This window comes from Brevibacillus sp. M2.1A (assembly GCF_013284355.2).
Classification (GTDB): Bacteria; Bacillota; Bacilli; order Brevibacillales; family Brevibacillaceae; genus Brevibacillus.
In genome coordinates this window covers 3,931,369-3,957,456 of sequence record NZ_JABSUY020000001.1, presented here as the reverse complement: position 1 = coordinate 3,957,456, position 26,088 = coordinate 3,931,369, and the positions used below count along the sequence as shown (strand labels likewise).

At 46.6% G+C, this 26,088-nt stretch carries 28 protein-coding genes and 1 tRNA gene; 22 read left to right on the top strand and 7 right to left on the bottom strand.

Annotated features, from left to right (window positions below):
* Window positions 1-7 precede the first annotated feature (7 nt).
* From HP567_RS19040 to HP567_RS19015, 6 genes are all read left to right on the top strand, one after another.
* Entirely contained in the window at window positions 8-244 is a 237-nt protein-coding gene (locus HP567_RS19040; protein ID WP_047067460.1) for a phosphopantetheine-binding protein, read from the top strand.
* A gap of 67 nt (window positions 245-311) precedes the next feature.
* Complete coding sequence (sbnA, locus tag HP567_RS19035; protein ID WP_173607810.1) at window positions 312-1,280, top strand: 2,3-diaminopropionate biosynthesis protein SbnA; 969 nt, start codon at window positions 312-314, stop codon at window positions 1,278-1,280.
* A gap of 45 nt (window positions 1,281-1,325) precedes the next feature.
* A complete protein-coding gene (gene sbnB / locus HP567_RS19030; RefSeq protein WP_173607809.1) occupies window positions 1,326-2,294 on the top strand; it encodes a 2,3-diaminopropionate biosynthesis protein SbnB in 969 nt (322 codons plus the stop codon).
* A 24-nt stretch (window positions 2,295-2,318) separates the two neighbouring features.
* Window positions 2,319-3,080 (top strand): ParB N-terminal domain-containing protein, encoded by a 762-nt coding sequence (locus HP567_RS19025; protein ID WP_229088228.1) that lies wholly within the window; start codon window positions 2,319-2,321, stop codon window positions 3,078-3,080.
* Between the two features lie 166 nt (window positions 3,081-3,246).
* Entirely contained in the window at window positions 3,247-6,306 is a 3,060-nt protein-coding gene (gene edeA / locus HP567_RS19020) for a cyclic peptide edeine export ABC transporter EdeA (RefSeq protein WP_173608365.1), read from the top strand.
* 154 nt (window positions 6,307-6,460) lie between these two features.
* Window positions 6,461-6,534 (top strand) — tRNA-Gly (locus HP567_RS19015).
* A gap of 209 nt (window positions 6,535-6,743) precedes the next feature.
* Here the strand turns inward: HP567_RS19015 and HP567_RS19010 are convergent.
* Window positions 6,744-7,763, bottom strand: coding sequence for an alpha/beta fold hydrolase (locus HP567_RS19010; RefSeq protein WP_173608364.1), 1,020 nt, complete (start codon window positions 7,761-7,763; stop codon window positions 6,744-6,746).
* A gap of 142 nt (window positions 7,764-7,905) precedes the next feature.
* Here HP567_RS19010 and HP567_RS19005 point away from each other — a divergent pair, with 142 nt between their 5' ends.
* Complete coding sequence (locus tag HP567_RS19005) at window positions 7,906-8,826, top strand: LysR family transcriptional regulator (RefSeq protein WP_173608363.1); 921 nt, start codon at window positions 7,906-7,908, stop codon at window positions 8,824-8,826.
* Between the two features lie 295 nt (window positions 8,827-9,121).
* The gene (locus HP567_RS19000; protein WP_173607807.1) at window positions 9,122-10,039 is read left to right on the top strand and encodes an aldo/keto reductase; all 918 of its coding nucleotides are present in this window, start codon (window positions 9,122-9,124) and stop codon (window positions 10,037-10,039) included.
* Between the two features lie 11 nt (window positions 10,040-10,050).
* Here the strand turns inward: HP567_RS19000 and HP567_RS18995 are convergent, their stop codons facing one another.
* The 4 genes from HP567_RS18995 to HP567_RS18980 all read right to left on the bottom strand — a co-directional run bounded on the left by HP567_RS18995 (window position 10,051) and on the right by HP567_RS18980 (window position 12,623).
* On the bottom strand, window positions 10,051-10,692 hold the full coding sequence (locus tag HP567_RS18995; RefSeq protein ID WP_173607806.1) for a DUF3885 domain-containing protein: 642 nt from the start codon (window positions 10,690-10,692) through the stop codon (window positions 10,051-10,053).
* Window positions 10,693-10,725: 33 nt separating this feature from the next.
* Entirely contained in the window at window positions 10,726-11,118 is a 393-nt protein-coding gene (locus HP567_RS18990) for a YkvA family protein (RefSeq protein WP_173607805.1), read from the bottom strand.
* A 112-nt stretch (window positions 11,119-11,230) separates the two neighbouring features.
* The gene (locus HP567_RS18985) at window positions 11,231-12,214 is read right to left on the bottom strand and encodes a zinc-dependent alcohol dehydrogenase family protein (RefSeq protein ID WP_173607804.1); all 984 of its coding nucleotides are present in this window, start codon (window positions 12,212-12,214) and stop codon (window positions 11,231-11,233) included.
* 199 nt (window positions 12,215-12,413) lie between these two features.
* On the bottom strand, window positions 12,414-12,623 hold the full coding sequence (locus HP567_RS18980; protein WP_173607803.1) for a CDGSH iron-sulfur domain-containing protein: 210 nt from the start codon (window positions 12,621-12,623) through the stop codon (window positions 12,414-12,416).
* Window positions 12,624-12,813: 190 nt separating this feature from the next.
* Here HP567_RS18980 and HP567_RS18975 point away from each other — a divergent pair, with 190 nt between their 5' ends.
* On the top strand, window positions 12,814-12,984 hold the full coding sequence (locus HP567_RS18975; RefSeq protein WP_069844814.1) for a tryptophan RNA-binding attenuation protein: 171 nt from the start codon (window positions 12,814-12,816) through the stop codon (window positions 12,982-12,984).
* A gap of 90 nt (window positions 12,985-13,074) precedes the next feature.
* Here the strand turns inward: HP567_RS18975 and HP567_RS18970 are convergent, their stop codons facing one another.
* Window positions 13,075-13,449 carry a DoxX family protein gene (locus HP567_RS18970; protein ID WP_173607802.1) on the bottom strand — a complete coding sequence of 125 codons (375 nt, stop codon included), beginning with the start codon at window positions 13,447-13,449 and terminating at the stop codon, window positions 13,075-13,077.
* Window positions 13,450-13,585: 136 nt separating this feature from the next.
* The gene (locus tag HP567_RS18965; RefSeq protein WP_173607801.1) at window positions 13,586-14,113 is read right to left on the bottom strand and encodes an isochorismatase family protein; all 528 of its coding nucleotides are present in this window, start codon (window positions 14,111-14,113) and stop codon (window positions 13,586-13,588) included.
* An 84-nt stretch (window positions 14,114-14,197) separates the two neighbouring features.
* On the opposite strand from HP567_RS18965, the gene HP567_RS18960 reads away from it, so the two are divergent.
* The 13 genes from HP567_RS18960 to HP567_RS18900 all read left to right on the top strand — a co-directional run bounded on the left by HP567_RS18960 (window position 14,198) and on the right by HP567_RS18900 (window position 26,084).
* Window positions 14,198-14,842 carry a hypothetical protein gene (locus tag HP567_RS18960; protein ID WP_173607800.1) on the top strand — a complete coding sequence of 215 codons (645 nt, stop codon included), beginning with the start codon at window positions 14,198-14,200 and terminating at the stop codon, window positions 14,840-14,842.
* 104 nt (window positions 14,843-14,946) lie between these two features.
* Window positions 14,947-15,306, top strand: coding sequence for a YmaF family protein (locus HP567_RS18955; protein WP_173607799.1), 360 nt, complete (start codon window positions 14,947-14,949; stop codon window positions 15,304-15,306).
* Window positions 15,307-15,436: 130 nt separating this feature from the next.
* Entirely contained in the window at window positions 15,437-16,138 is a 702-nt protein-coding gene (locus HP567_RS18950; protein ID WP_173607798.1) for a YjjG family noncanonical pyrimidine nucleotidase, read from the top strand.
* A 73-nt stretch (window positions 16,139-16,211) separates the two neighbouring features.
* Window positions 16,212-18,041: a UbiD family decarboxylase gene (locus HP567_RS18945; RefSeq protein WP_173607797.1), complete on the top strand. Its 1,830-nt coding sequence runs from the start codon at window positions 16,212-16,214 to the stop codon at window positions 18,039-18,041.
* Window positions 18,042-18,206: 165 nt separating this feature from the next.
* Window positions 18,207-19,109: a hypothetical protein gene (locus HP567_RS18940; RefSeq protein WP_229088079.1), complete on the top strand. Its 903-nt coding sequence runs from the start codon at window positions 18,207-18,209 to the stop codon at window positions 19,107-19,109.
* A gap of 183 nt (window positions 19,110-19,292) precedes the next feature.
* Complete coding sequence (locus HP567_RS18935) at window positions 19,293-21,263, top strand: BglG family transcription antiterminator (RefSeq protein WP_173607796.1); 1,971 nt, start codon at window positions 19,293-19,295, stop codon at window positions 21,261-21,263.
* Window positions 21,223-22,368: an amidohydrolase/deacetylase family metallohydrolase gene (locus HP567_RS18930; RefSeq protein WP_173607795.1), complete on the top strand. Its 1,146-nt coding sequence runs from the start codon at window positions 21,223-21,225 to the stop codon at window positions 22,366-22,368. The genes HP567_RS18935 and HP567_RS18930 overlap by 41 nt, the downstream gene beginning before the upstream one ends.
* Window positions 22,359-22,730 carry a hypothetical protein gene (locus tag HP567_RS18925; protein WP_173607794.1) on the top strand — a complete coding sequence of 124 codons (372 nt, stop codon included), beginning with the start codon at window positions 22,359-22,361 and terminating at the stop codon, window positions 22,728-22,730. Before HP567_RS18930 ends, HP567_RS18925 begins: the two co-directional genes overlap by 10 nt.
* Before the next feature lie 32 nt (window positions 22,731-22,762).
* A complete protein-coding gene (locus HP567_RS18920; RefSeq protein ID WP_007727312.1) occupies window positions 22,763-23,125 on the top strand; it encodes a glycine-rich SFCGS family protein in 363 nt (120 codons plus the stop codon).
* Between the two features lie 3 nt (window positions 23,126-23,128).
* Window positions 23,129-23,467, top strand: coding sequence for a DUF4312 family protein (locus tag HP567_RS18915; protein WP_173607793.1), 339 nt, complete (start codon window positions 23,129-23,131; stop codon window positions 23,465-23,467).
* 22 nt (window positions 23,468-23,489) lie between these two features.
* A complete protein-coding gene (locus HP567_RS18910; protein ID WP_047067408.1) occupies window positions 23,490-24,278 on the top strand; it encodes a DUF4311 domain-containing protein in 789 nt (262 codons plus the stop codon).
* Window positions 24,278-24,928, top strand: a complete 651-nt coding sequence (locus HP567_RS18905; protein ID WP_173607792.1) for a DUF4310 family protein — start codon at window positions 24,278-24,280, stop codon at window positions 24,926-24,928. Before HP567_RS18910 ends, HP567_RS18905 begins: the two co-directional genes overlap by 1 nt.
* A gap of 40 nt (window positions 24,929-24,968) precedes the next feature.
* Window positions 24,969-26,084 (top strand): DgaE family pyridoxal phosphate-dependent ammonia lyase, encoded by a 1,116-nt coding sequence (locus tag HP567_RS18900; RefSeq protein ID WP_173607791.1) that lies wholly within the window; start codon window positions 24,969-24,971, stop codon window positions 26,082-26,084.
* Window positions 26,085-26,088 lie beyond the last annotated feature (4 nt).

Sequence of the window (26,088 nt, the reverse complement as noted above, 5' to 3'; positions counted from 1 at the left end):
GACTCATATGGAAAAGGAAAACGAAGTATACGAGACGCTCCTGCAGTTGTTTTCTGAGTACGTGAACGAAAGCGGAGAACTTACGGAGTACATTGATTCACTAACCTTTATCAAGTCGGTTGTAAAGGTTGAAAAAGAGTTTGGGATTGAATTCGATGATGACATGCTCCATTTAGAAAACTTTCAAGATATGAAAATGTTGGCAGGTTACATCCAGCAAAAAATGGATGCAAAATCCGCTTGATTCAAGGGACCAAGATAGATTCAGCCGATTGGACGAAGACGGGAAAAAACGGGAGAGAGGGCTCAACATGCTAACGAAAATGATGGCCATAAGTCACATGATTGGCAATACGCCTTTAATCAAACTTGAGCATGAGCACATCAATCTGTTTTGCAAGCTGGAGTACAACAACCTCATGGGAAGTGTAAAAGTGAGGCCGGCCTTTTACATATTACAGGAGGCGATCAAAAGAGGAGAGATTACGCCGGATACTACCGTAGTCGAGTCTTCTTCGGGAAATTTTGCGATCGCTTTGGCGACTTTATGCAAGCGAATCGGAATTAAATTTATTCCAGTCATTGACCCCAATATTAATCCTGTATATGAGAATTTGCTCAGGGCGTTTTCCCATGAGGTCGTAAAAGTAACGGACCGTGACGAGACAGGAGGATTTCTCCTAACGCGCATCCAAACGGTCAATCGTTTGCTTAATGAGACGAAGAACTCGTTTTGGACCAACCAGTATGGAAATCCGGATAGCGCTCGAGCCCATTACTTCGGACTGGGAGCCGAGATCGCAGACAGCTTCGAGACATTGGACTATGCGTTTATCGGCGTTAGCTCTGGCGGCACGATTACGGGAATCTCGCAACGATTGAAGGAACGTTTTCCGAACATAAAGATCATTGCTGTCGACACGGTAGGATCAGTGATTTTTGGACAAGAGCCACAAAAACGTTACATCCCTGGAATTGGATCGAGCATGCGACCTGACATACTCAAGGGCGCGATTATTGATGAGGTCGTTCATGTTTCGGAGGAGGACACAGTCGAGGCGTGCTATCAGCTGTATACGGAGCATGGCATTTTTGCTGGAGGATCTTCTGGGACTTCCTACTGGGCGATTAAAAATTATTTCAAAGATCAAAAGCATGCAGTCAAGCCTAATGTCGTCTTTTTATGCCCAGACGGTGGCATGCCATATGTCAATACCGTATACAACCAGGAATGGGTCCAGTGGTTGCATCAGCAAAAGCATTCTTTCGTCGGCAATTAAGCAGTGTCCAATAAATCTACTACGATAAGCAGGGTGGAATGTACGATGTTATATCTAAACACGAGTGATATTGAAAAGGTCGGCAAGAATTGGAAAGAAACCATTGATGTCATTGAACATGCCGTGAATTCCTTATATAAGGAAGATTATGCACAGCCGATTAAACCTTACTTGCGATATCATGACATGTCAAACCGCATTATTGCCATGCCAGCATTTGTAGGCGGAGATACTTATATGGCGGGAATCAAGTGGATTGCCAGTTTCCCGAAAAACCTCCAAGAGGGTATCCAACGCGCGCATTCGATTACCATCCTGAACGAAGCCAGAACGGGTAAGCCTGTGGCAACGATTAATACCGCTCTGGTCAGCGGCATTCGAACTGCTTCTGTTTCCGGTCTTCTCCTCAAGCATTACGAACAAGTACGTCCCCTGCAAAATGTAACGGTCGGAATAATCGGATTTGGTCCGATTGGCAGACTTCATCTGCAAATGGTCACGGCCTTGTTAGGAGAGAAGATCGACAAGGTGGTTCTCTATGACATTGCGGGTATCCAGCAGGAGCATATTCCAGCTGAGATAAAAGAGAAAACGGTTATCGCGCAAACGTGGGAAGAAGCATACTGCGAAGCAGATGTGTTTATTACGTGCACCGTGTCACCGCATGGTTTTATTGACAAGCAACCCAAACGTCATTCTTTGTTGTTAAATGTGTCGTTACGCGATTTTACACCAAAAATTCTTGACTATACCCGCTCCATTATCGTAGATGACTGGACTGAAGTTTGCCGTGAGAACACGGACATCGAGATCATGCATCTGGAGAGAGGATTGCAAAAAGAAGATACCAAATCCATCACAGATATCGTCTGCCTTGACCAGATGAAAGAATTTCCGCAAGATGAGCCCATCATGTTTAATCCGATGGGGATGGCGATTTTTGATATCGCCATTGCTGCCTACTATTACAAACAAGCACTCTCGCAGGGGATCGGAACTCACTTGCAAGACTAACTGGAGGTTACCATTTTGTACGATGTGCTAGCAAATCTAAAACTGGTAGAGTCATCTCGTATTTGTTTGCACGAGTCACATGAAAACAAGCGACTACACAAGACCAGACAGATCATTGAGGAGGAAGGGATTTTGCGCCATCCTCCACTGGCGATTCTCATGCAAAACGGCCAGTATTTGATCATTGATGGTGCACATCGGACCTTTGCTCTTCAAGCGCTTGGGTGCAAACATATCCCCGTACAGTTAGTGGAACATGAGGATTTTCACTTGGATATGTGGGATCATATTGTGCCAGTCGCTGCATGGTTGCAATCAGTGGAGCAAGATTCTGTGTTTCGATGGGAAACAGAGCGTTTACGAGAAACACCTGTGGCAGAAATGATGATAGGGAACAAGGAGCGATTCTACCTTTATCCAAATGAGAAGCGGCAGGATGATGAGTGGCGAATGACACTATGGCGTCAATTAGTGGACAGTTACAACTATAGCCACCCGGTGCATCGTCTGCCCACAGGGATGCTCGAATGTCCGGAGGCAGGAGCAGCCTTGATACGGTTCCCGCCAATCAGTTTGTCGGAATTAGAGCGTATCGTATCGGAAGGGCATGTTTTGCCTGCGGGTGTTACCCGTTTTGAAATAGACGGGCGTCTATTAAACTTGTGTATCCCGATTAGCCTATTGAAACAAGAGCAAATCGAGCAAGAACAGTGGGAGCGATTGGTTAAAAAATGGAGAGAAACCTTGCGCCTCTACTCGAAACCCGTGTATATGTGCGATGCCTAATAAGAAACCGTGGCGAGTTTGATTCGCCACGGTTTCTATCCAATCCTAATTTACATCACGTACTCGTTTACTTGCGGTTGCGGTCTTTCCCACAGACGCAGTGCCTAAAAAGGAGTGGATCAATCTGCAAAAGATCATAGATGAGTCGAGACGAAAACTGACGTTCTTGCTGATGTGTCTGGTTCTCGTACTATCCGGCAGTATGCCCGTGTACGCCGAAACGAGCGTACAACAGGATTCGGAAATCGCAACGGCAATTGAACAGCTGGTCAATAAAACGATGGAGTCGGAGAAAATCCCGGGTGCAGCCGTAGTGGTCGTCAAAGAGGGGAAAACCATTTACAAGCAATCGTTTGGCTACTCTGACATCCAGAAGCAAGAGCCAGTAACTGCTGATACATTGTTTGAAATCGGATCGAACTCCAAAGCCTTTACGGCGCTAGCCGTTCATCAGCTTGTCGAGCAAAAACGACTTTCACTGGACGACCCGGTTCAGAACTATATCCCGTGGTTTGGTGTTACCTATAAGGGACAGCAGGAAACGATCCTGATTAAGCATTTGCTTTACCATACCAGCGGGATTCCGTTTGAAAGCATTGGCGCCATCCCTATTTCTTCCAGCGAAAATGCAATTGAAGAAACTGTGCGAGCGATCAATCATACTGAACTGGTCCGCAAGCCGGGGACCGAGTATGAATACGCGACAATTAACTACGATATCCTGGGCTATGTGGTTGAAAAAGTCACCGGAGAGACCTATGAGCAGTATGTGCAGCAACAAGTCATTGCCAAATTGGGACTAACCCATACCTTTTTGAAGGCACAGGCACCCGCTGAGGAGATGGCAAGAGGGCACAAAATCGAGTTCTTTTCCCCGAAAGTGTACGATGCGCCGGAATATCGCGGAAATACGCCAGCCGGTTATGTCGTTTCCAATTTAAACGATATGGAGCGATGGTTGCAGCTTCAGTTGGGGATGGAGGTATCTGCGTTTCGTTCCGAGCTGGTGAGTGCTTCCCATCTTCCTGATCGTTCGGTAGCCCCTGCTGCAGACGGTTTCTCGTATGCGTCAGGCTGGATGATTTATCAGGATGGTGGAGGGCAAATTTCGCACGGTGGCAACAACCCTGCATTTTCTTCGTACATGGTATTTCGTCCAGAAGAAAAGCTGGGCGCCGTCGTTTTGACCAATATCAACTCGTTGAACGCATCTGTTATCGCAGAAGGGGCCGTCAATCTCGTACTCGGCGAAGAACCTCCCGTAGTCGTGTCTGACACCAATCTTCAAGCGGATCGACTGGCGAGCATTTCTCTCGTAATCCTTGGGATCCTCTTGTTGCTACTTGGTGGGGGAATCGTGCAGATTTTCGTGCAAGTCTATCGAGGTGAACGCAAACTCGCCGTGAATGCGGGGCGAATCTGTTTTGCATCCTTCGTTGCATTTGTTGTCATGGGCAGTGTTTTGACCGCCGCCTTATACTATTTGCCGGATGTATTTTTTATGGGCTTACCATGGCCGTTCATCGAGGTCTGGCTTCCCATCACCATTTTTTACGCCATGTACGCATTGGTGACAGGACTCGCTCTGTTTAATGTCTACATCACGCTCATCCGCTTGTTCCCGAAATCGCAAGAAACATCCATGACGTCTATTGTCATCCAGGGGCTTATCAGCGGATTTGGGAATGCGCTGATCATTTTTATGATCAATCTGGCGCTCACTTCTACAAACAAGTTTCATGCAGCGATTTTCCTGTATTTTCTCCTGGGTATCTTGTTGTATATCGTCGGGGAGAAAATGATGCGGAGCCGACTGATCGTGATCACAAATGAAATCGTATACGAAAAAAGAATGGAACTGATCCGCAAGATTTTTCGGACCCCTTATCAAAAGTACGAGACACTTGATAACGGTGAAATATATGCGGGGTTAAATAACGATACGGAAACCATCAGTACCTTTGCCAATAGTGTCGTTGTGGCACTGACGAGTGCGGTTACACTTGTGTTTTGCTTTATTTATCTGGGATCCCTGGATCTATACGGATTTTTGTTTTGTCTGGCTGTCATTTTTGTGGCTGTAGGTTTGTACACGCTGGCAGGTCGCTTTGCAAATAAAGTATGGGAGGAAACCAGAGACATCCAAAATGTGTTTTTCTCCTATATTACCGATATGATCGGAGGCTTCAAGGAGCTGTATCTGACGCAGTCGCAACGAAAAGAATTCGAAGCAGACATGGAAAGAAGCTGCTCTGACTACCGACATAAGAAATCAGCGGGCCAATTTAAGTTTGTGAACGTGTATTTGATTGGGGAATTGCTTTTCGTTGTGGTAATCGGCACAGTTGCCTTTTTATTCCCGGTTCTATTCCCTTCGCTTCAAAAAGAGATGCTGATTAGTTATGTGTTTGTCTTTTTGTATATGACAGGACCCGTTCACGGTATTTTGAATGCAGTACCGGAGCTCATTCGCATCAAGATCAGCTGGCAGCGATTGAATGCGTTGCTTGATTCGTTATCAGTGGAAACGAGAAGAGAAGAGGAAAGCTTGGCTGAGCGGAACACGCAAGATTTTGAGTCTTTTTCAACGGAACAAGTGCGTTTCCGATACAAGAACAAGGAGGGCGAAGAGTTTTCCGTAGGGCCGCTGGATTTCTCCTGCCAAAAAGGGGAAATCGTCTTCATTGTTGGCGGGAACGGTAGCGGGAAGTCAACGTTTGCCAAGCTGATTACCGGATTGTATGAGCAGGATGAGGGCGAGTTTTTCATGAATGGCCAAAAAGTGAATGCTGATCAACGGTGCGAATTCTTCTCCGCGATCTTCAGCGATTTCTATTTGTTTGAGAAGATGTACGGCATCGACTACCAAGCAAAGCAAGAAGAAGTGAGCAAATATTTAGAGGTGCTTCGCATTGCAGACAAAGTAGAAGTGGATGAAACGGGTACATTTAGCACGACGAAGCTGTCTACGGGTCAGCGTAAACGTCTTGCCTTAATGCTCAGTCTGGTAAGAGACCGGCCCATTTTCCTCTTTGATGAGTGGGCAGCGGACCAAGATCCAGAGTATCGTCAATTCTTTTACGAATCCTTGTTGCCAGAAATGAAGAGACAGGGCAAATGTGTCATTGCGATCACACACGACGATCGCTACTTCCATCTTGCTGATCAGGTTGTGAAAATGGAGAGTGGGCGAATTATTTCGCAACAAACCTATGCGCATGCCTGATGCCAAACCAAGCAGAGAAGACCGAACGGGGAATGATGCCCGGGCGGTCTTTTCTTGAATGATTGGCAAGGCTCCATTTGATTGGAGACGCTAGACAAATAATTCAGACAGCTATATAATTGGAAGCAGTTGGAATGAAATGCACGAACATCATGCGGGTGTAGTTCAATGGTAGAACTCCGGCTTCCCAAGCCTGCGGCGTGGGTTCGATTCCCATCACCCGCTCCATACAAATGTTCGAAAAGCCTTTGAATACAAGGGCTTTTCTTGTTTGTACAGCAACACCAGAAAGTTCTGGTGACCTCATGTAAGATCAGAAGGGATCGTTCATTCAAAAGACAAATGTTCCCACATTACCAGTTGCCTTGACCGGGAACGCCGTTACGTGGAATACTCTGACCGGGGTCCTTACAGAACACTCGAATGCTAATAATGATCTATTCGTTTCTACTAAGCGCCAACAAGCGTTTTAGGTTGTCATCAATAAATTTATTATCGGCACTATTGATTCCGCGACCAGCAAAATGGCCCCAGATCGACTCGATAGGTTTAAAAATAGCATGAGGTATTAGCTTAGCTTCATATTCGTTATCGTCTGCCGAGCAGAAGAGATCCGTGCTCCCTGGCATGACGCAGGCAAGTGCTTTAATGCTTTTGAGCGCCTCATCGAAATCTCCGTTATAGGTCGGGTTTGCACTAATATCTGCATGTTGTCCTGTCCATAACATGGCCAGGACATTGTGCGGATCCATTTTCATAAAGCTATCTTCCCAGACGCCAGACACAAAATCTGCCAATGAGTCAAATCCCAGCCCACGATAAAGTTCATTTCTGTAAAACGCCTGCGATACACCCCATCCTGCATAGACACGGCCAACGGCGCGCATGTCCGCAGAAGTCAACTGGTTTAGTTTACTTGAATCGAAGCGGGTCGCAGCCATGAGCGGAGCTTTCATACCGTCCAGGACCACATACGTTTGGGGCCATGTCTTTGCAACTCCGGCAAAAGGTGCAATTCGTTCAACCATCTCGGGATAACTTGCCCCCCATTGGAATGCTTGAATGCCTCCCATTGACCAGCCTACAACGAGAGCGATCTTTTTGATGCCGAATTTTTCGGTCACCAGCCGATGCTGTAGTTTCACGTTGTCATAGATCGTTACCTGCGGAAAATTAGCCCGGTCGAATGGGGGAGGCGTGTTACTGGGAGAAGAAGATAATCCGTTGCCCAGCAGATTTGGAACAACAATGAAATATTTCTGCGGATCGAGTGCCATGCCGTTTCCGATCAACCATTCATTCTGAACATGCTGGTCGCCAAAAGCGGTTGGATAGACGATGACATTATCTGTCTTTTCATTTAATCTTCCATAAGTCTTATAAGCAATAAAAGCGCTCGGTAACGTAACCCCTGATTGCAAGGTTACGTCACCCAAATCAAAAATCTCATAATCCATCATATTGTCTCCCCCTTCAAAATGAAACCATACATTAAGGTTGTATTTCTTGTTGTTAGTATAGTTCTGTGATAGTCTCAGTAAAAGTGAATAAAACTCAAAGTAATATTCAATAATCTTGAAAGTAAAAGGGGATTGTATGATGGAATTGCGCCAACTGATTACGTTCCGCACGGTTGCATCAACTTTAAATTTCAGTCGGGCTGCGGAAGTGCTGAACTACGTCCCCTCCAACGTCACGATGCAAATAAAAGCATTGGAGGATGAGCTTGGTGTTCGTCTCTTTGACCGCTTGGGCAAGCAGCTCGTTCTCACAACTGCGGGAAAACGCTTTTTAACTCATATTCAAAGCGTTTTAGACAAATTGGACGAAGCTCGCAGTGTTGTTCATGACAATGAAAATGTAAGCGGGACCCTAACTGTAAGTGCTAACGAAGTTCTTTGCGCCTATAGGCTTCCAGTTGTCTTTCACCTATTTCGTTCGCGCCATCCGAGAGTTCGTCTCATCTTCCGCTCCGTTCCAAATCAACAACTCAAGCAAACGCTTTTTGAGGGAGCCGCGGATGTCGTCTTTATGTTGGACGAACCCATTCGCTCGAGCGCACTTGCAGTGGAGCCGTTGGTAGAAGAAACGTTCCGCTTTTTCGCCGCTCCAGACCACCCACTCTCGAAACTAACTGTACTGCATCTGGAAGATTTTCATGGACAAGTGTTCCTGACGAATGAGAAGGGTTGTCCCTATCGAACCATGTTTGACCGGCAATTTGAGAAAAAGGGCATTGATAGTCTTACGTATTTAGAGTTTCAAAATGCCGAAGCTATTAAACAATGTGCAATTACGGGAATCGGTATTGCCTTTCTTCCTGAAATGACAACGAAAGCGGAAGTTGAACGGGGCGAACTTGTTGCTCTTCCATGGCAAATTCCGGACTTGCACGTGTATACACAGATGTTATGGCATAAAGACAAATGGCTTTCACCAATCATATTATCTTTCATAGAAGCAACGAGAGAGGTTATCGCTATAGAGGAGGAGAATAAAAGCCGCTTGTCACTCTTTTAGAGGGATAGGCAGGCTTTTCAGGCTTTACAAAACCGGCTGTTTTTGCTTTCTGAAATCCTTAACGTTGTAGAACTCTCTTTTCTGATTCATGGCTATTCCATACCCGCAGGATTCTCAGTCTTGCGAGTTGAATAAACCAATGAGCTCTCATGATAATCCGCTTAAACAAGCCCTGCTTTCTTTGTCTGTACCTCCATTTCAACATCGAAACCTGTCCTTTATAGCACCAGTAGGGGGGAGTGTTGAAACGATTGTTTTGAAATGACACATGAAAAAATGGAATCGGAGGATTGACATGAGAACCATACCACTCGGCACGAGCAAGTTGAAAGTACCAGTCATCGCAATCGGTTGTATGAGGATTGGGTCACTAGACAAGCTGCAAGCGGAGCGCTTCGTACAAACGGCACTTGAAGAAGGAGCGAACTTTTTCGACCATGCAGATATTTATGGAAAAGGCAGATGTGAGGAAGTATTTGCAGAAGCGATTCAGATGAGCCCTAGCGTGCGCGAGCGTATCCTGTTGCAATCAAAATGTGGCATCCGGCCTGGCATGTTCGACTTTTCCAAAGCGCATATTTTGAATGCGGTGGATGGCATTCTCAAACGCCTAAAAACTGAATATTTGGATGTTTTGCTGCTTCATCGACCAGACACGCTTGTCGAGCCGGAAGAAGTAGCGGAAGCGTTCGATCTTCTGGAAAGTACGGGTAAAGTGCGCCACTTTGGCGTTTCCAACCAAAATCCGATGCAGATCCAGCTGTTAAACAAATTTTTGAAGCAACCAATCGTTGCTAACCAGTTGCAGCTCAGCATTATGAACGCGACGATGATCTCGCAAGGCTTCAACGTCAATATGGAGAACAACTCGGCTGTGAACCGCGATGGTAGTGTACTCGACTTCTGCAGGCTGCACGATATTACGATTCAGCCTTGGTCGCCGTTCCAGTATGGATTTTTCGAAGGATCTTTCCTTGGGAACGAGAAATTTCCTGAGTTGAACAAGAAAATCGATGAAATTGCAGCTAGATATGAAGTGTCCAACACGACAATCGCCATCGCTTGGCTACTACGGCACCCGGCGAACATGCAACCTGTCATTGGCACGACGAACATCGACCGAATGAAAGATTGCGTGAAAGCAGCCCATATTCGCTTGACGCGAGAAGAGTGGTATGACATCTATCGCGCTGCCGGAAATGTGTTGCCATAGCTGTCATCCATTTACGAAAATACCTGATCGATCTTGGCTCTGTCATAGTCTAAAATCCAATGCGAATAGCTTTCGTAAATCCCTCTGATGGTTTCAGGAGAAGTGGCTAATAAATCACAGCCTCGATCGTCATAGATGTGAAAGATAGTTTGTTTAGTCGTATTGATAAAGTAGACCCGATGAAAAATACGTGGTTGTAATCCCATATCCTGACGGCAGATCGCTTTTATCATCGGAACAAATGAAAAGTCCGATGTCTTACACTTCAAGGCGAATCGATGCGTTCGATAGGTTTCATTTTCATCGTCTTCTGGAAAAACATAAGGGATAGTGTGTTGTTGCAGCTTATACAAAAGGGATTTGTTCTTCACATACTTGGAAAAGGCATTCAATTTACGCTTGAAAGCCCCACCGTCCCCAAAATCGTTTACATCCACGACGATAAAAATGTCATCATGAGGTGCATGCAAAGACTTGAATAAAGTAATCGCTCGGCCATAAACCCCCTGTAAATAGGGACAATTTTCATAAACGTTATGGTAATCGTAGTTCACACCCAGCTCAAAACGAATTCCAATATCCCAGCTATAAAACAAGGGCGGTCTAAGCATTAACGCTGGAAATGTATGATGTAAATACTTGTGTAACGTCATCAAATCACCTCGCTCTACTCGAATGTATTTTTCCTATTCCTGTAAAAACCCCTTTTGTTTCCATTCTTTGTATAGAGTAAGGTCGCTGCTCACTTGTCGAAACACCAATCCAATGATTGTCGCGTCATCTAGTAAACCAGCAAAAGGAATAAAATCTGTGATGGCGTCTATGGGTGAAACAAAGTACAAAATCCCGCCAATAATCATCAAGATGGATTTAACAGGGATCGTTCGATATTTTCCGCTCGTCCAATCACCGAAAATACTAAAGAGTAGCTGTAAATTCTCCCAAACATCTCCGATCGCTTTTTGGTCAGCTTTTTTCATTGCTTTTTTTAAGAGATGAGATGCTTTTTCTTTATCGTTCAGATATTCCGAGGCTTTTGATTCATAATTTTTAAGAAACCTCTTTTCATGTCTAGCCATAGGACCTCCTATGTTTCGCCGAAGCCAAAAAGGGCGAGAAGACGCTCATTTTTGGCTTTGGTGTTATTGAAACCACTTGTACATGACCGTTCCTAGCGTCTTTTTCTGGTGTTTACACCAAGATGACTTTCCCCGTACGATGACGGCTCTCCGCAAATCGCACGGCCTCTTTTACATCATGCAGTGCAAATTTTTCTCCAGGCTCTGCCAAAAGGAGTTTCCCATTATCAACAAGCTCGATGACTTTCTCAAATGTATCGTGCCAGGTAGACACAGATATGCGTTGATTCCAGTGGCGCAATAAAAACAGTTGTGGGAGAACGCCAAGCTCTTTCGAGATGATCGACCAATCCACTTGAACTCCCGATAGAAGGCCTAACGACAAGAAAATCCCGCCGGCACGTGTAGACTTCGCCAGCTCTAAACCGTCTGGGCCGCCAATCGAATCAATAGACGCATGTGCACCTTGTCCGTGCGTTACACTCATGATGGCATCATAAGTCGACACACGTGAACTGTCGATGACATGCCACGCTCCGAGTTGTATCAACTCCTCGGTGTATCTTGCGTTTCGGACAATGGCGATCACCCGAAAATCGAAAAGAGCGGATAGCTGAATAAACAAACGGCCAATGGCTGAGTTGGCTGCATTGACTAACAAAACCTGCTGAGAAGACAGTTGAAGGGTCTCATTGCATATGACCCACGCAGTGATGGGGTTTATGTACAACCGACAGGCGATATCATCTGGGATCGAATCAGGAACCCCAATGGCTAGCTCTGCTGTCGTTTTTACGTATTCTTGCCACGTACCCTCACCGCGCAAAGGCAGAACACGTTTCCCGATAAGAGAGCGGGGAGCAAAAGGACCTGTATCCATTACGGTACCAACTCCCTCATACCCGGGAATGGCGGGAAGGTTGATACGATGCTTGTAAGCACCACGAATTGGAATGACATCAGAAGGATTAATGGGACGTGCGCTCATTTTTACTAAAATTTCATCTTGCTTCAAAGGTTCAATCAGCCGTTGTTCGACCTTCAATACTTCATGGGGCTCGCCAAATTGATTGTAACGTACAACTTGTGCATACATGGTTGTGGACTCCTAACTTTGTCAGCCATAACTGACGAAGGAAAGTTCTTCGCCATTGCGTATGGGATCGGAATGTCTTTATCATAGGCTTTTCGCTTTCAGAATGCTTTTCAAAATTATACCAATAGTTCGAGGAGGAAACAATTTGACATAAAAAGCGATGGATAAAAGAAAAAGAGCGCATCTGCGCTCTTTCGGATCATGCTTTTGCTCGTGGTGCACTTTCAAAGCCTACTTTTTTATGCGTGCCATCACAGAACGGTTTTTTCTCGGATTGACCGCATCGACAGAGTGAAAAAGATGAACCGACATCATACTTGTCACCTGCGCCATCCAGCAACTCAACTTCACCGGTAACACGAATTGATCCATTGTCGTTAATCTTGATGGTTACTTTTTCTTGATCCACATGTCATCCCTCCTTTTTTACTATCTTTACCTACTATGATCCCGGGCAGAAGGGTATGTGGTAAATATTTGCTTCTCTACATAGGAAGAGCCTGCCACAGCGAAAGTGAACTTGCTGGCAGAACATGACGAATTCGTGTTAAAATAAGGACAAGGTACGGTTATTTTTAGCAGGGAAAGGGTTATGCCTCATGACGATTTCGATGGATGACTTAGAGCAATCCTGCTGGGAATGCGAAGGCAAGGGGATTCTTGTGAATGAAAACAAGCAAGAGGAATCATGCCCAAAATGCCAAGGTAAGGGAGCAATTCTTACCGCACAAGGTCAGACCCTACTACACTTTATAAAAAAGCATTTGTAAACGAACGAGCTCGAAGAAAAAACGGGAGGCCGTCAGATCCTCATTTGGTAAAGGAGGGGGAACTGGCGGCCTTTTTAGTGAGTCATAAAATTAAATTGACGAAGCACGATTCGGCTGTTTTTTGCTACCACTCTGGCGACCGATCAGCAAGAAAACAAGGAATAAGACAAGCGGAATCGCTACAGTAGATGTGTCACCATGTAAAAGAAGCGTGATTGTAGCACCCAGCATAATCACTGCGAGCACGTAGGCGGCGTAACGTGTATACTTTTTCATCAGTAACCCTAGTCCGCCGAGCACTTCTCCTAAACCGATCACAACTTGAAACCAAGAGGGAAACCCGAGTGCTTGGAAAGCAAGTGTTGCCTCTGGATGTCCTATCAGCTTGTAAATACCAGATGAAACGAACATCAAGCACAACCCTACGATCATTACCCATTTTGCAAAAATACGTAGACCTGTCATACTGAAATCCTCCAATCGTTTCGTTGATGGACTCAGTATAAATCGTTCATTATGACATCTTTTGTCATATAGCTAACGGAACGTTCTGCAAAGGATCGGCTATCATCGGGCTCCTTTTTAAAAGTGCCTGCTCCCATCACTTGTATTTTTCAGTGTACTCGGCGTAGTTTACTACTTCAATGACACTCGACCAACGGAGAACGGTACCTACAAACCGGTTAATGTCTAAACCTTGCATGCCGTATGTTTCGGCGGTATTTGTTGTTCCAGTTGCGTCTTTAATGAATGTCACTTTATATCCGCGATCATAGGCAGCGATCGCCGTAAACATACAACAAAATTCCGTCTCAAAACCGATGATAAAAAGATGATCGACCCCTAACTTTTCTAAAGTGTGTGAGAGCTCCGTTTGGAAGAAGGAGCTAGGAGTATGCTTCTCGATTAAGTAGTCGGAATAGTCTTTTAACGAAGGGTGTATTTCAGAGCCGATAGAGCTTCTATTCAGTGGACTTTCTTCTGCATCATCGATATGTCTGATAAAAATGACAGGGCGATTGCTCTCTTTAAAATCTTTTATTACCTGTTCCATCAAAAAAAGTTCCTCTTTGTAATCCCCACAACTCACAATTCCGTTTTGCACATCAATCACTAAAAGTGCGTTCATTGCTACACCTTCCTTTTACCTTGTTGAGAGATAATATACCATGAGATAATGAAGGGAAGGAAATAATAGGAAAGGTTGATTTACATGAGAGTTTCATTTTCTTATGCATTCATACTTGTTGCCTTTATTCTTGCTACAGGATGTGGTTCAACCAATTCAAGTGCTTCATCCGCGTTTTCCAATTTAGCCACACAAGGCTCTTCTTCCACGAGTGAAGCTAAAGGGGGAGTGGTGGAATCAGAAAATAATAATGTCGCTACGTATCTTTCGATGGCTGTACTCGCCCTACATGAAGTGAATGGCTTTAAAGCTGGAGAAGAATTTCCACCGGAATCCAAAGCGTTTTTGGCGAAGTATGCTCATCTGTTCCCGGCAACCGGGGAGAAAGTGAAGGAAGCCAAGCAATTAGTTGATCAAAATGTGCAACCGAAACATATCAATAAAAATATTTCCAAGTATCATGCCTCGATGATTCAAGATAAAGGAACAGTGCTAAGCATCGAAGAGGAAGAAATACCGGAAATGGGAACCGTTTCTGTCTTGCATGTCGTCAATGACGAGGAGCATAGCTACCAAGTCGTTTATCTAGGTGGATTAGATATCTACGAAGAAGATACAGTTGAATTTCTGGGGGTTCCAACCTTACTCTCAGGTTTCGATAATGTAAGTGGCGGATATACCAATTCGATCATTATTGCAGGGAGCTATGTTGGAAAAAGTGTGAACTAAGCTAGGGTAGTATGGATTTTCGTAGAAAACAAGCTGTTGACCAGTTCGCCTCCTTGTCTGCCTGAATATAGTGGGAGTAAGCCAAGGGTGGAAGGATGGAAGTAATGGCGAAAAAGAATAGGATGAAATGGAAGTTAAAACGAAAAAGTACAACGCGGCTTCAAAGACATGTTCATGAGTTTTTAGGTAGTACGCAGCTTGCAGAACAAGGAGCAGATCGGCATAACCACCGTTTTGCTGGTGTCACTGGTCAAGCCATCCCGAGAGGAAACAGCCACGTTCATGTCATTCGATCCAGCACAGATTTCTTTAATCATCTGCATGGTGTGAGAATTGTTACTGGACCTGCCATCCCGGTTGGGAATGGGAAACATGTTCATTTCGTAAGTGGATCGACCACATTCAACGATGGTCATGTTCATCGGTTCAAATTCGCGACGTTGATCCAGAAGCCGCTCCTCTAAAATAGCTTTCTTGGCCTCGAATGATACAGTTCGAGGCTTTTTGTATGCAGTTTGGCCTTCTATTTTTGATATGATAGAAAGGTGTTAGTTTGTACGAATACTTGATCAGTAAAGATTTCTGGAGGTTGCCATGCGCTATCAAGTCATCTTATTCGATGTAGATGATACACTTCTTGACTTCAAAACGACAGAAGAAAATGCTTTGCAAAAGACGTTTTCCCAGTTTGGACTCGCTACGGGATCGTCTGATTATGGAGCGACCTACAAAGAGATCAGTAAAGGATTGTGGGAGGATTTAGAAAAGGGGCGGATCACTCTAGCAGAGCTGGGTGTAGAGAGATTTCGTAGACTTTTCAAAGCTGTTCAGCTAGACGTCGATGCAGAGGCGTTCGGCAGCGCCTATCTTGAATCCTTGGGCAAAGAAGTGCATTTGGTACCTGGAGCGGTTGAATTGTGCAACAGTTTGGAGGATTGCCGCTTGGCGATCATTACGAATGGGTTCGCCTCTGTGCAAACGGCAAGAATTGCCGCTTCACCGCTTTGCGACTCTTTTGAGCATCTGATTATTTCCGAAGAGGTCGGCTATAAGAAGCCGGATCGGGAAATTTTTGACTACGCGTTTTCCAAATTGCAATGGACGGAGAAGGCGAACGTATTGATGGTGGGAGATTCGTTGACCTCTGATATACAAGGGGGAGCGCATTACGGGATCGATACGTGCTGGTTCAATCCGCTGGGCAAGGAAAATCAGACGAGCATTCAGCCGACGTACGAAATCAGAGAGCTGAGCGAGCTTCAAGAAATTGTGCGGAAGGGTATCGTGAATTTGTAGGATCTTTCCTGTATGATGAGAAGGTATTGATCTACAGGTAAATCTAGAATCTAGTGATTGGAGCCCTATAGATATGTATCAGAATTTAGAAGAGTGCATCCTTGACTTGGAAAGGCACGGACATTTGGTCCGTATTCGCGAAGAAGTAGATCCCTATCTGGAAATGGCCGCCATTCATTTGAAGGTGTACGAAGCAGGCGGACCAGCTTTGTTGTTTGAAAATGTAAAAGGCTCAAAATTTCGCGCGGTATCCAATCTATTTGGCACAATTGAGCGCAGCAAGTTTATTTTCAGAAGCACCTGGAAAGCCGCTGAAAATATCATCGCCATGCGCAATGATCCGATGAAAGCGCTAAAGCAGCCATTTAAAAATATCGAGAACGGCTTTGCTGCTCTGAAAGCATTGCCTGCAAAAAAATCCACTAGCATGCCGGTAACTGCACAGGAAATCAGCATAACGGACCTTCCGCTCATCCAAAGCTGGCCAATGGATGGTGGAGCTTTTGTCACGCTGCCCCAAATCTATTCGGAAGATCCGGACAAGCCTGGAATCATGAATTCCAATTTGGGTATGTACCGTGTGCAGCTTACAGGTAATGAGTATGAAGTAAACAAAGAAATTGGCATGCACTATCAAATCCATCGTGGAATCGGAGTCCACCAAGCCAAAGCGACCAAAATGGGGATGCCGCTGAAAGTAAGCTGTTTCGTAGGCGGGCCACCTGCACATACTTTGTCGGCTGTAATGCCGCTGCCAGAAGGCTTGAGCGAAATTACTTTTGCAGGTTTGCTCTCTGGGCGTCGTTTTCACTACAGCTATATCGATGGTTACTGCATAAGCAATGATGCGGATTTTGTCATCACAGGAGATATTTATCCTGGAGATACGAAACCAGAAGGACCATTCGGTGACCATCTGGGCTATTACAGTCTGATCCATCCATTCCCTGTGATGAAGGTAAAGAAAGTGTATGCCAAGCCGAATGCCATTTGGCCATTCACAGTTGTGGGCCGTCCGCCACAAGAGGATACATCGTTCGGTCAGTTGATTCACGAGTTAACGGGTGATGCGATCAAACAAGAAATCCCGGGTGTTAAAGAAGTCCACGCAGTAGATGCCGCCGGTGTACATCCGCTGCTGTTTGCCATCGGAAGCGAGCGGTATACGCCATATCAGCAAGTCAAACAGCCGACGGAGATGCTCACCATTGCCAACCGCATTTTAGGGACGGGACAATTGAGCTTAGCCAAGTATTTATTCATTACCGCCGAAGAAAACCGACCATTGACGACGCATGATGAAGTTGATTTTATGACCTATATTCTGGAGAGAATCGATTTGCATCGCGATGTTCATTTTTATACAAACACGACTATTGATACGCTGGATTATTCGGGAACGGGCTTAAACAGTGGCAGTAAGGTTGTCCTCGCAGCTTACGGCGATCAAAAACGAGAGCTGTGCAAAGAGGTACCGGATGAACTGAAGGATTTGCGAGAGTTTGAGAATGCCCGCCTGATTATGCCAGGTGTGGTGTCGATCCAGGGTCCTGCATTTACCGATTACGCGAGCGCCCAGCAGCAATTACAGAATCTGTGTGATGCGATTCAGGCGAGGGGGCCGATCCCGTCTTGCCCGATGATCATCCTTTGTGATGATAGTACCTTCCTGAGCGCGTCGCTACAAAACTTCCTGTGGGCAACCTTCACACGAAGCAATCCATCCCACGACATGTACGGTGTGAACAGCTACTATGAGAACAAGCATTGGGGTTGCGATAATCTGATTATTGATGCCCGCACCAAACCACATCAAGCACCCCCATTGGTACCAGATCCAACGGTCGAGAAAAATATCGAACGACTGTTTGTCAAAGGTGCGAGCTTGGGTGGAATTCTGTAAGCACCTCCTACAAGTAGAGGTATTGGTAGAGGTCCGTAACCTTTCGTTGCGGACCTTTTTTGTGTAATGATACTATTTGGATGGAGGTTTTCACCAAAAAATGGTTGGAGGCGTACGGAATGCTTTTCATGAAGCGAAAGCAGTCTTCGTGGAATTTATTTCCTCATGAGCTGGATGGTTGCATTAGCCTTGCTTGTTACATGGTCACCAACAGTCACCTTGGCATCTGAAGAAATGGAAGAGTCGATACCGGTTGAACTAAATATAAGTCCAGACAAAGACAGGTATGCTCCCGGTACGAAGATTCAGGTGGAGGCCGTTACGAAAAAAGAGGGAAAATCATTCGAAGCGAAAATCGTGGTTAAGGCAAAAATGGATAAAGAGCAGACGATAACCATTGAGCCAGACACGAAAATAAAGGGAAAGAACTATGTGTCAAAGGCGACATTTACACCGGAGGATATTATCGGCGACAGAGTGGGAAGTTTGGGTATCGAGTTTGAGATCATTATGAGTGATACAGATAAAATATGGGTAGGAAGAGCGAATAAAAGGATCTTTGTAGACAACATGCCGGTAACGGTGCCTTCTGTAGATTCAGAATTTTTTATTTCACCTGAACAAAAACTTAAAGTTGGTGAAAAAATAAAATTCACTGTACATACTCCGTATAAGGGAATGATTCGAGAAGACGCGAAGTTTTTATTTTTCTCGTTTAATTCAGTAGATACGACTCAAAAGGTAGAAAAAGTAAGAACCACACATGATCGCAAGAAAGGGATATACGTAACAACAGGCTACTTTACTCCACGTAAAGAGGGAACCTATACTCCTTTCTTTTTCTTGGAAATGTATGATAAAGAAAAAGATGAGGAGATAAGTGGAAGCGGAGTGATAAAGTTTGACGTGACCGAAATCAATGAAGAATATGATGATGAAAATAAAACGCATAAAGTACTGCTAAAGTTCAAGCCAGAGCAAAAAAAGACACATAAGTTTGGGGCAGCAGTGAAAAATATCGAAACGGATACAAAGGCAACTGCAAAAACGACGATCTATGTCAAATAGGTTATACAGAGAGGATGGCCCCAGTTTTAACCGGGGTCATCTTTTTCATTGCTGTCGAATCAAACTGATAATTGCAAAAATTGCACGATTGATGGGGAAAGGAATCGTTCTTTACCACCGAGAAAGCGTTTTCTATAATGAATCTCAAGCAAGGACACAGCTTTTTATGGAAAGGAGAAAGGAATGGTCTTTTTAACCACACGTTCCCATTCATTACTGAAGGTGATACTCGACAGCTATTATCCGCTGAAAATTAAGGATGTAGCGCGCGATTTCCAAGTTAGCGAGCGAACCGTCAAGTACGATCTGGAGAACGTCAGGCAATGGCTAAAGGAACGAAATGTCATCCTCCATTCTCAACCGAATAAAGGGCTGTGGATCACGGAAGAACAAGAGCATCGAAATGCTTTGAAGGAAAATTTGCAAAGGGATGACAGCAAGACACTCATTCTGCCGCAAAAGGATCGGGTCAAGCATTTTTTGTTCATTCTTCTGCTGTCAGATGGGTATCAGAGGATGAACGATTTGGCCGACCACATGGGAGTCAGTCGCAATACAGTCGTTGCCGATGTTAAGGACGCGGAAAAGCTGCTCGATGGCTGGCGTCTTGAGCTCGTCACGAAGCAGAGGTACGGTGTACGTGTGGACGGGAGTGAGCGGCACAAGCGGTATGCTCTCGAAAACTTGATTCACGATCTGTTGGATGGAAACGACATGTATCGGATGGTACAGGGGATGTTTTTAGAAAATGGACAAGAGGCGAGAACGGGTCCGTTATTGGAGAAGTGGCTGATCAGCCGGGCAGAATTAGGGGAGATTATTCACAGCATCAAAGCATGGATGAATGCTGCTGCGGAGACGCTGACAGACCGAGCGCTGATTAGTTTGCTGATTCGCTTATGCATTGTCGTCCATCGCGTACAGCGGGGTCAATTGGTCACTGCAGATGATGCCGAGATGGGAGAAGCGAGGCATTGGATCGGGTACGAGCTGTTTTCACACGAGGTTCGAGCATTATGTCAGCGATTGAACGTCGTTATTCCCGAACACGAGATTGCGTATGCGTGCCTTCCTCTGTTAGGGACCGAACAGGTGCCACGAGAGGCGCGAGCAGGGAGGATTGTTTTGGACGTTTTCCAGGCCACCAAAGAGCTGACGGAAGCGGTTAGTAACCGGATGCTGGCACCGTTGTACGAGGATCAGGAACTGGTCAGACTGCTATTTGCTCACCTGGATGACAGTTTGAACCGTTATCGTCAGGGAGTTCTTTTTGCGAATCCTCTGACGGAGGAGATTCGCCGTTCCTACGCACGCATGTTTGATGCAGTCAAGCGCTCATGCGAAGAAGTGTTTTGGCATCGCGGGGTGTATTGGCTTGATGCCGACATTGCTTACTTTGTTCTGCATTTTCAAGCAGCTTATGATCGCTGGCTGGAGCAGAAAAAGGCAGATGCGCTCGTCGTGTGCGGAACAGGCAGAGGGACTTCACGGTTTTTGAAAACGTACCTGGAAAGCGAATTGCGTTCACTTCGGGTCGTAGGCCTGTGTTCCAGCACAGAGGTAGAGAAGTATTTGGCGAGTCGTCGCGTGGATGTCATCATTAGTGTCCTGCCGATCAAAGCTGAGGTGCCTGTTGTGATTGTCAGTCCTCTTCCAACCCGACAAGATATCAACCAGATTCAGAACTGTCTGGAAGCCTTGCAAGTGGAGGGAGGAATTCGAGAGCAGGCTGTGAATGCTCGCAAGGAAGCTTGGTTCCCTACTCTGACTGCTGATCTTATTCCGTCAGATTTGCCGGTGGTCGAGAGGCTGTCCCAGGATTTCATTTGCAAAGGGTATGAAATCAGTCAAAAAATCGTGACTGCTTTCCGGGAGTACCTAACAGAACAAATGGCAAGCGGACTGACGCTGCACCTCCTATTGATGGTAAATCGACTGGCTTTTGGCTCACCTTATCAGGAGGAGTGGGAATCGTCGGCAGAGGCGGAATCGATAGAATGGAAGGCATGGCGTGAAAGGCTGAACCGATTGATGGCTGAGGCAAACCTCCAAGTTCCACCTAGTGAAGTGACGGCCATTATGCGCTATTTTTCAGGAAAGGGGACGGTAGAGAGTGAAAGTGGATCTACTCATACGCAACGGACGGGTCGTTGATCCTTCCCAGAACCTGAACGGGCACTATGATCTTGCCATTCGGGAAGGGCGGATCGTTGGGTTGTATGAGAAAGGGAAGACAACCGATGATCAAGGGATGAATCTGGAAAGCAAGGAGATAATCGATGCTGAGGGATATGTGGTGACACCTGGTCTGATCGATTTGCACGCTCATGTTTTTCCGACAAAGACGAGTTTGGGCGTAGCCGCGGATCGGGTCGGGATCGAGCAAGGAGTGACAACCGTAGTAGATGCTGGCAGTGTCGGACTATGGTCGTTTGATGCTTTTCTTGAAGAAGCAGTGTATCCTTCTGTTACTCGTGTTCTGGCATTTCTGAACATTTCAGGGGATGGCTTGTGCACAGGAGGCGGGGAACTCGCAGACATGTCGCGGTTAACCCCGAGAGAAGCGGCAGCCCTCATAAGAAAACAACCGATTTTACGAGGGGTAAAAGCCCGCATGAGCGGTTCTGTCGTCAAGCAAAACGGGATACAACCCTTGCTCGTAGCCAAGGAAGCAGCGAGGGGAGCGGGCGTACCTATGATGGTTCACATCGGAAACGCTCCGCCAAAACTCACGGAAATATTGCCTCTCTTAGACCGGGGAGACGTAGTGACACATGCGTTTCACGGAAAAAAAGGAGGGATGTTCGACGAACGAGGAGAGTTGATACCAGAGGCGCAAGACGCGTTGGAGCGGGGAGTCTTACTCGACATCGGGCACGGCGAAGCGAGCTTCAGCTTCCAAACATTGCGTCATGCGCAGGCCCAAGGTATTAAGCCACATGTCATTAGCACGGATGTTCACCGGCGCAACATCGATGGTCCTGTGCACAGCTTGACGCACACCCTCACGAAGTTTCTCGCCATGGGTTATTCGCTCGACGATGTGATTGCTGCGAGTACGCTTGCGCCCGCACGAATTCTCGGGCTGGAAAACGAGATCGGGACGTTGAAAGTAGGGGCATGCGCGGACGTATCCATTTTGCAGATTAAAAAAGAGCCGACAATTTTGACCGACAGTGAACAAGAAACGGTGGAGACAATGGAAAGAGTAGTGGCTTATCAAGGGATTACTTCGGGAAGGGTACTGACATGCAAATGATTGATGACATTCTCAAGGAACTGATTGAGACAAAATCAGAATATTTATCTGAAATTTCAGAAACAAAACAAATTCTCCAAAAAATTGAGGAGGAGTTCCGCCTCATGGAGATTCAAATACCGAGAGATCGCTGGCTAGCCATCGGAGCTCATGTACTGGCATTTGTACGACGGATGACCAACGGTGAAAGGCTGCCCGTGATTGAAGCGGAGTTATTCGCCGAAATTCATCCCGATATGGTTACGCTCTCGCACAAAGTTCTTTTGGAAGAGAAGAGTGCGTGGCAGGCAGATGACACAGAAGCGTTTCTGTTAGCAGTTCATTTTGAAGCCATCCGTGCCATGCAGATGGGGCCATCGTAAAACATTGCTGTGAATATAGGGAGGTTTTGGATATGTCTAAGGTAAAAATCGTGATTGGTGATCGTCTCGGAAAAGGACAGAACATTGCAAAAGGAATCGAAGCTGCTGGCGGGACCGCGATCGTCATTCCAGGTGTTGGCGCGGATATGAAGGTAGGAGATGTCATGGTCAGTGAGAGTGCAGATCTCGGGTTGTCCTTTTGCGGAAGTGGTGGGGCTGGGGCACTCACTGCCAAGACCAAGTATGGTTTTCCGGTCGAGTACGGCTTGCGCTCCGTAGATGCTGGTATTACTGCCTTGCGTAGCGGAAAAAAAGTAATTGGCTTTGGCTTCATGGATACAGAAGAGCTGGGCAGGCGCATGGTGGAAGAATACATCAAGCTGGGAGGGAAGTAATCCATGTACACGGAGACGACACAGACCTTGCGATTATCCGGCAGTGGCGATACGAAAGAAGGAGCCTTCAACAAGATTTTTTCCCAAATCAAGCATGTGGTTGCGAGACAGACGAGTGATTTGGTCGTGCGAATCGAACCTGTAGGGGTTTCCATTGTGTCGGCGACAGAAACAGTCAAGCATGAGCGATTTTTGGGATTGTTCTTCCCTCGCAAACGGACGCGGTATGACATCACCGCAGATATTCAAGTGAGGCTGGGTCTAATCCATGTAGAAAATATAACGTTTCAGCAGCAGACCGAGCAGAATGCGGGTATAGGGCAGTTGGTTCGTCAGCGATAGAAAGAGACAGGGGGTAGGTTCAGTGGTTACGTTGATGATTGTGTTGAAGTCGATTGTCATCGGGGCATTGGTCGGCTTCGGTGTTGGTGCGGGGGCAGCGAGGATGTTCCATGCACCCAATGTACAGGGGATGGGAGCATTCCGGACTTTTGGAGAGCTGAACGCGTGTGCGGGCGATCCCATTTCCCACTTTTCATTTGGTCTTGGCTTTTTGTTTAACTCGTGGGCGTCTGTTGTTGGTGCGGGTGCGTTGACGCAAGATGTGGATCATCGCGTTATCCCGAACTGGGCGGCGGCCGTGTTGCTCTGGCGCAACAAGAATGTCGCGGAGACGTTGCACAATCCGAAGCAAATGGCGATTGCCGGAGCAGCAGTTGGTGTCGTCGTGGTCACTGTGTTGAATTCCACTGCAACGGCGATTCCCGAATCGATGCAGCTCGTAGCGACGAAGGTACTGGTCCCGGCTGCGAACTGGTTGATCAACCCGATCATGCCGATTGTGTTCTGGATGGCGGCGATGGATGCAGGCAAACGGACAGGGATTTGGGGAACGGTCTTGGGTGGTTTGTCTCACTTGGTCATGGGAAATGCGGTGCCTGGAATCGTCTTGGGTATTTTGATCGGGAAAGGCCTGGACGACAGTGGTTGGAACAAAATTACCAAATCCATGTTTATTGCAGTCATTCTCTTGTTTGTATTCAGTGGCTTCTTCCGCGGTTTTGATGTCGCGCTCTTGAAGAGTATGTACGTGGAAATTCCACAGTGGTTGATAGAGCTTCACGAAACATTTGGATCGGTGGTGAAAAAGTAATGGGTGAATTGCAAGCAAAAGGGTTTTGGTATTCAGAATGGGCATTTCCGCTTTTTGTGGCGTGCTTGTCTGCGGGAATCTTTGCGGGTACTCATCTTTACTATGTGTATCATGTCGGTGCTTTTAACGATATCGCCATCGTTGCGATGCTCGAGGCGGGGATCAAGGGTGGCGGTTATGGTGCAGCTGCTGCGTTTGGTGCGAGCTTTTTGTTTGCACGTGTTTTGGAGGGGCCGCTGGTTGGGATTCTCGATATTGGCGGTTCGTTGCAAACAGGTATCGGGATTGGCGTACCAGCGTTGATGTTGGGAGCGGGATTCACAGCTCCGTTGACTTCTTTTCCTTTGGCGCTGGCGACAGGTGCGCTCTTGGGCTTCATCATTGGTACCGTGATTATTTTGATTCGGAAGTATACGATCAACGCATCGAACTCCACCTTTGGTGCCGATGTCATGATGGGAGCCGGAAACGCTGCTGGGCGTTACTTAGGCCCATTGATCATCATTTCTGCGATTATGGCTTCGATTCCAGTTGGACTCGGCGCAACAGCAGGAGCAGCGATTTTCTACTATTACAACAAACCGATTGCAGGAGGTGCGATTATCGGAGCCATGATTCTTGGCGCCATTTTCCCGATTCCGACACAATGAGGATAGAGAGAAGAGTTTTCACAGGAAGGATGGGCAAACCATGGGAATCTATCAGCAGTTAGGGTTGAAGCAAGTCATAAACGCAAGCGGTAAGATGACGGCACTGGGTGCTAGTGCCGTCCATCCTTCTATCGCACAGGCCATGGGAGAAGCCGCCATGGATTATGTAGAAATCAGTGAGCTGATGATTGTGGCAGGTCATCATATCGCAGAGGCGACAGGTGCAGAAGACGGTTGTCCTACCTCAGGAGCAGCTGCCGGCATTGCTATTAGTGTAGCGGCAGTCATAGCAGGGTGCCATCTGAGTATGATCGAGCGGCTTCCTTTTTCCGAAGGGTTGAATAACAAGATCATCATCCAAAAAGGACACGCGGTGCACTTCGGCGCTTCCGTTCAACAGATGATTGCACTGGGCGGTGGGAAAGTCGTAGAGGTCGGGCATGCCAATCACGTTGAAGCAGAGCATTTGCGAGAAGCCATTGACGATCAGACCGCAGCACTGCTCTATGTCAAATCTCACCATGCGATTCAAAAAGGGATGCAATCGCTAGACGCGATGATTCAACTCGGTCGGGAGTTTGGACTTCCGGTCATTGTTGACGCGGCGGCGGAGGAGGATCTGCGGCGCTACGTGGCGATGGGTGCCGATCTTGTCATCTACAGTGGCGGAAAAGCAATCGGCGGACCAACGTCAGGCTTTATCGCAGGGCGTGCCGATCTGATTGCCGCATGCCGCGCGCAATATAAAGGCGTCGGTCGTGCCATGAAGGTAGGCAAGGAAGCCATTGCGGGTTTGCTTGCAGCGCTTGGACAGTACGACCCCGAAAAGCAAAATGCTCCCGAGCAGCGCAGGCGAGTGGAGTGGCTGGCTGGAGAACTGAACAGCTTGCCCGGTGTGAAAGCAGTGATCGCACAGGATGAGGCAGGCAGGTCGATCTATCGAGTGCAAGTTCAGCTTGACGAACGAGTGGCAGGAATGACGGCTCGGGAGCTTACACGCCAACTGGAGCAAGGAAATCCAGCTATTTTTACCCGTAACCACTATGTGAATACGGGTGTGATTGCCTTTGATCCACGACCGTTTCACGAAGGGCAAGAACACATCATTGCAGCGCGAATAAAGGAACTGCTGCAAAAACAGGGAGAAGGAGAATAACAAA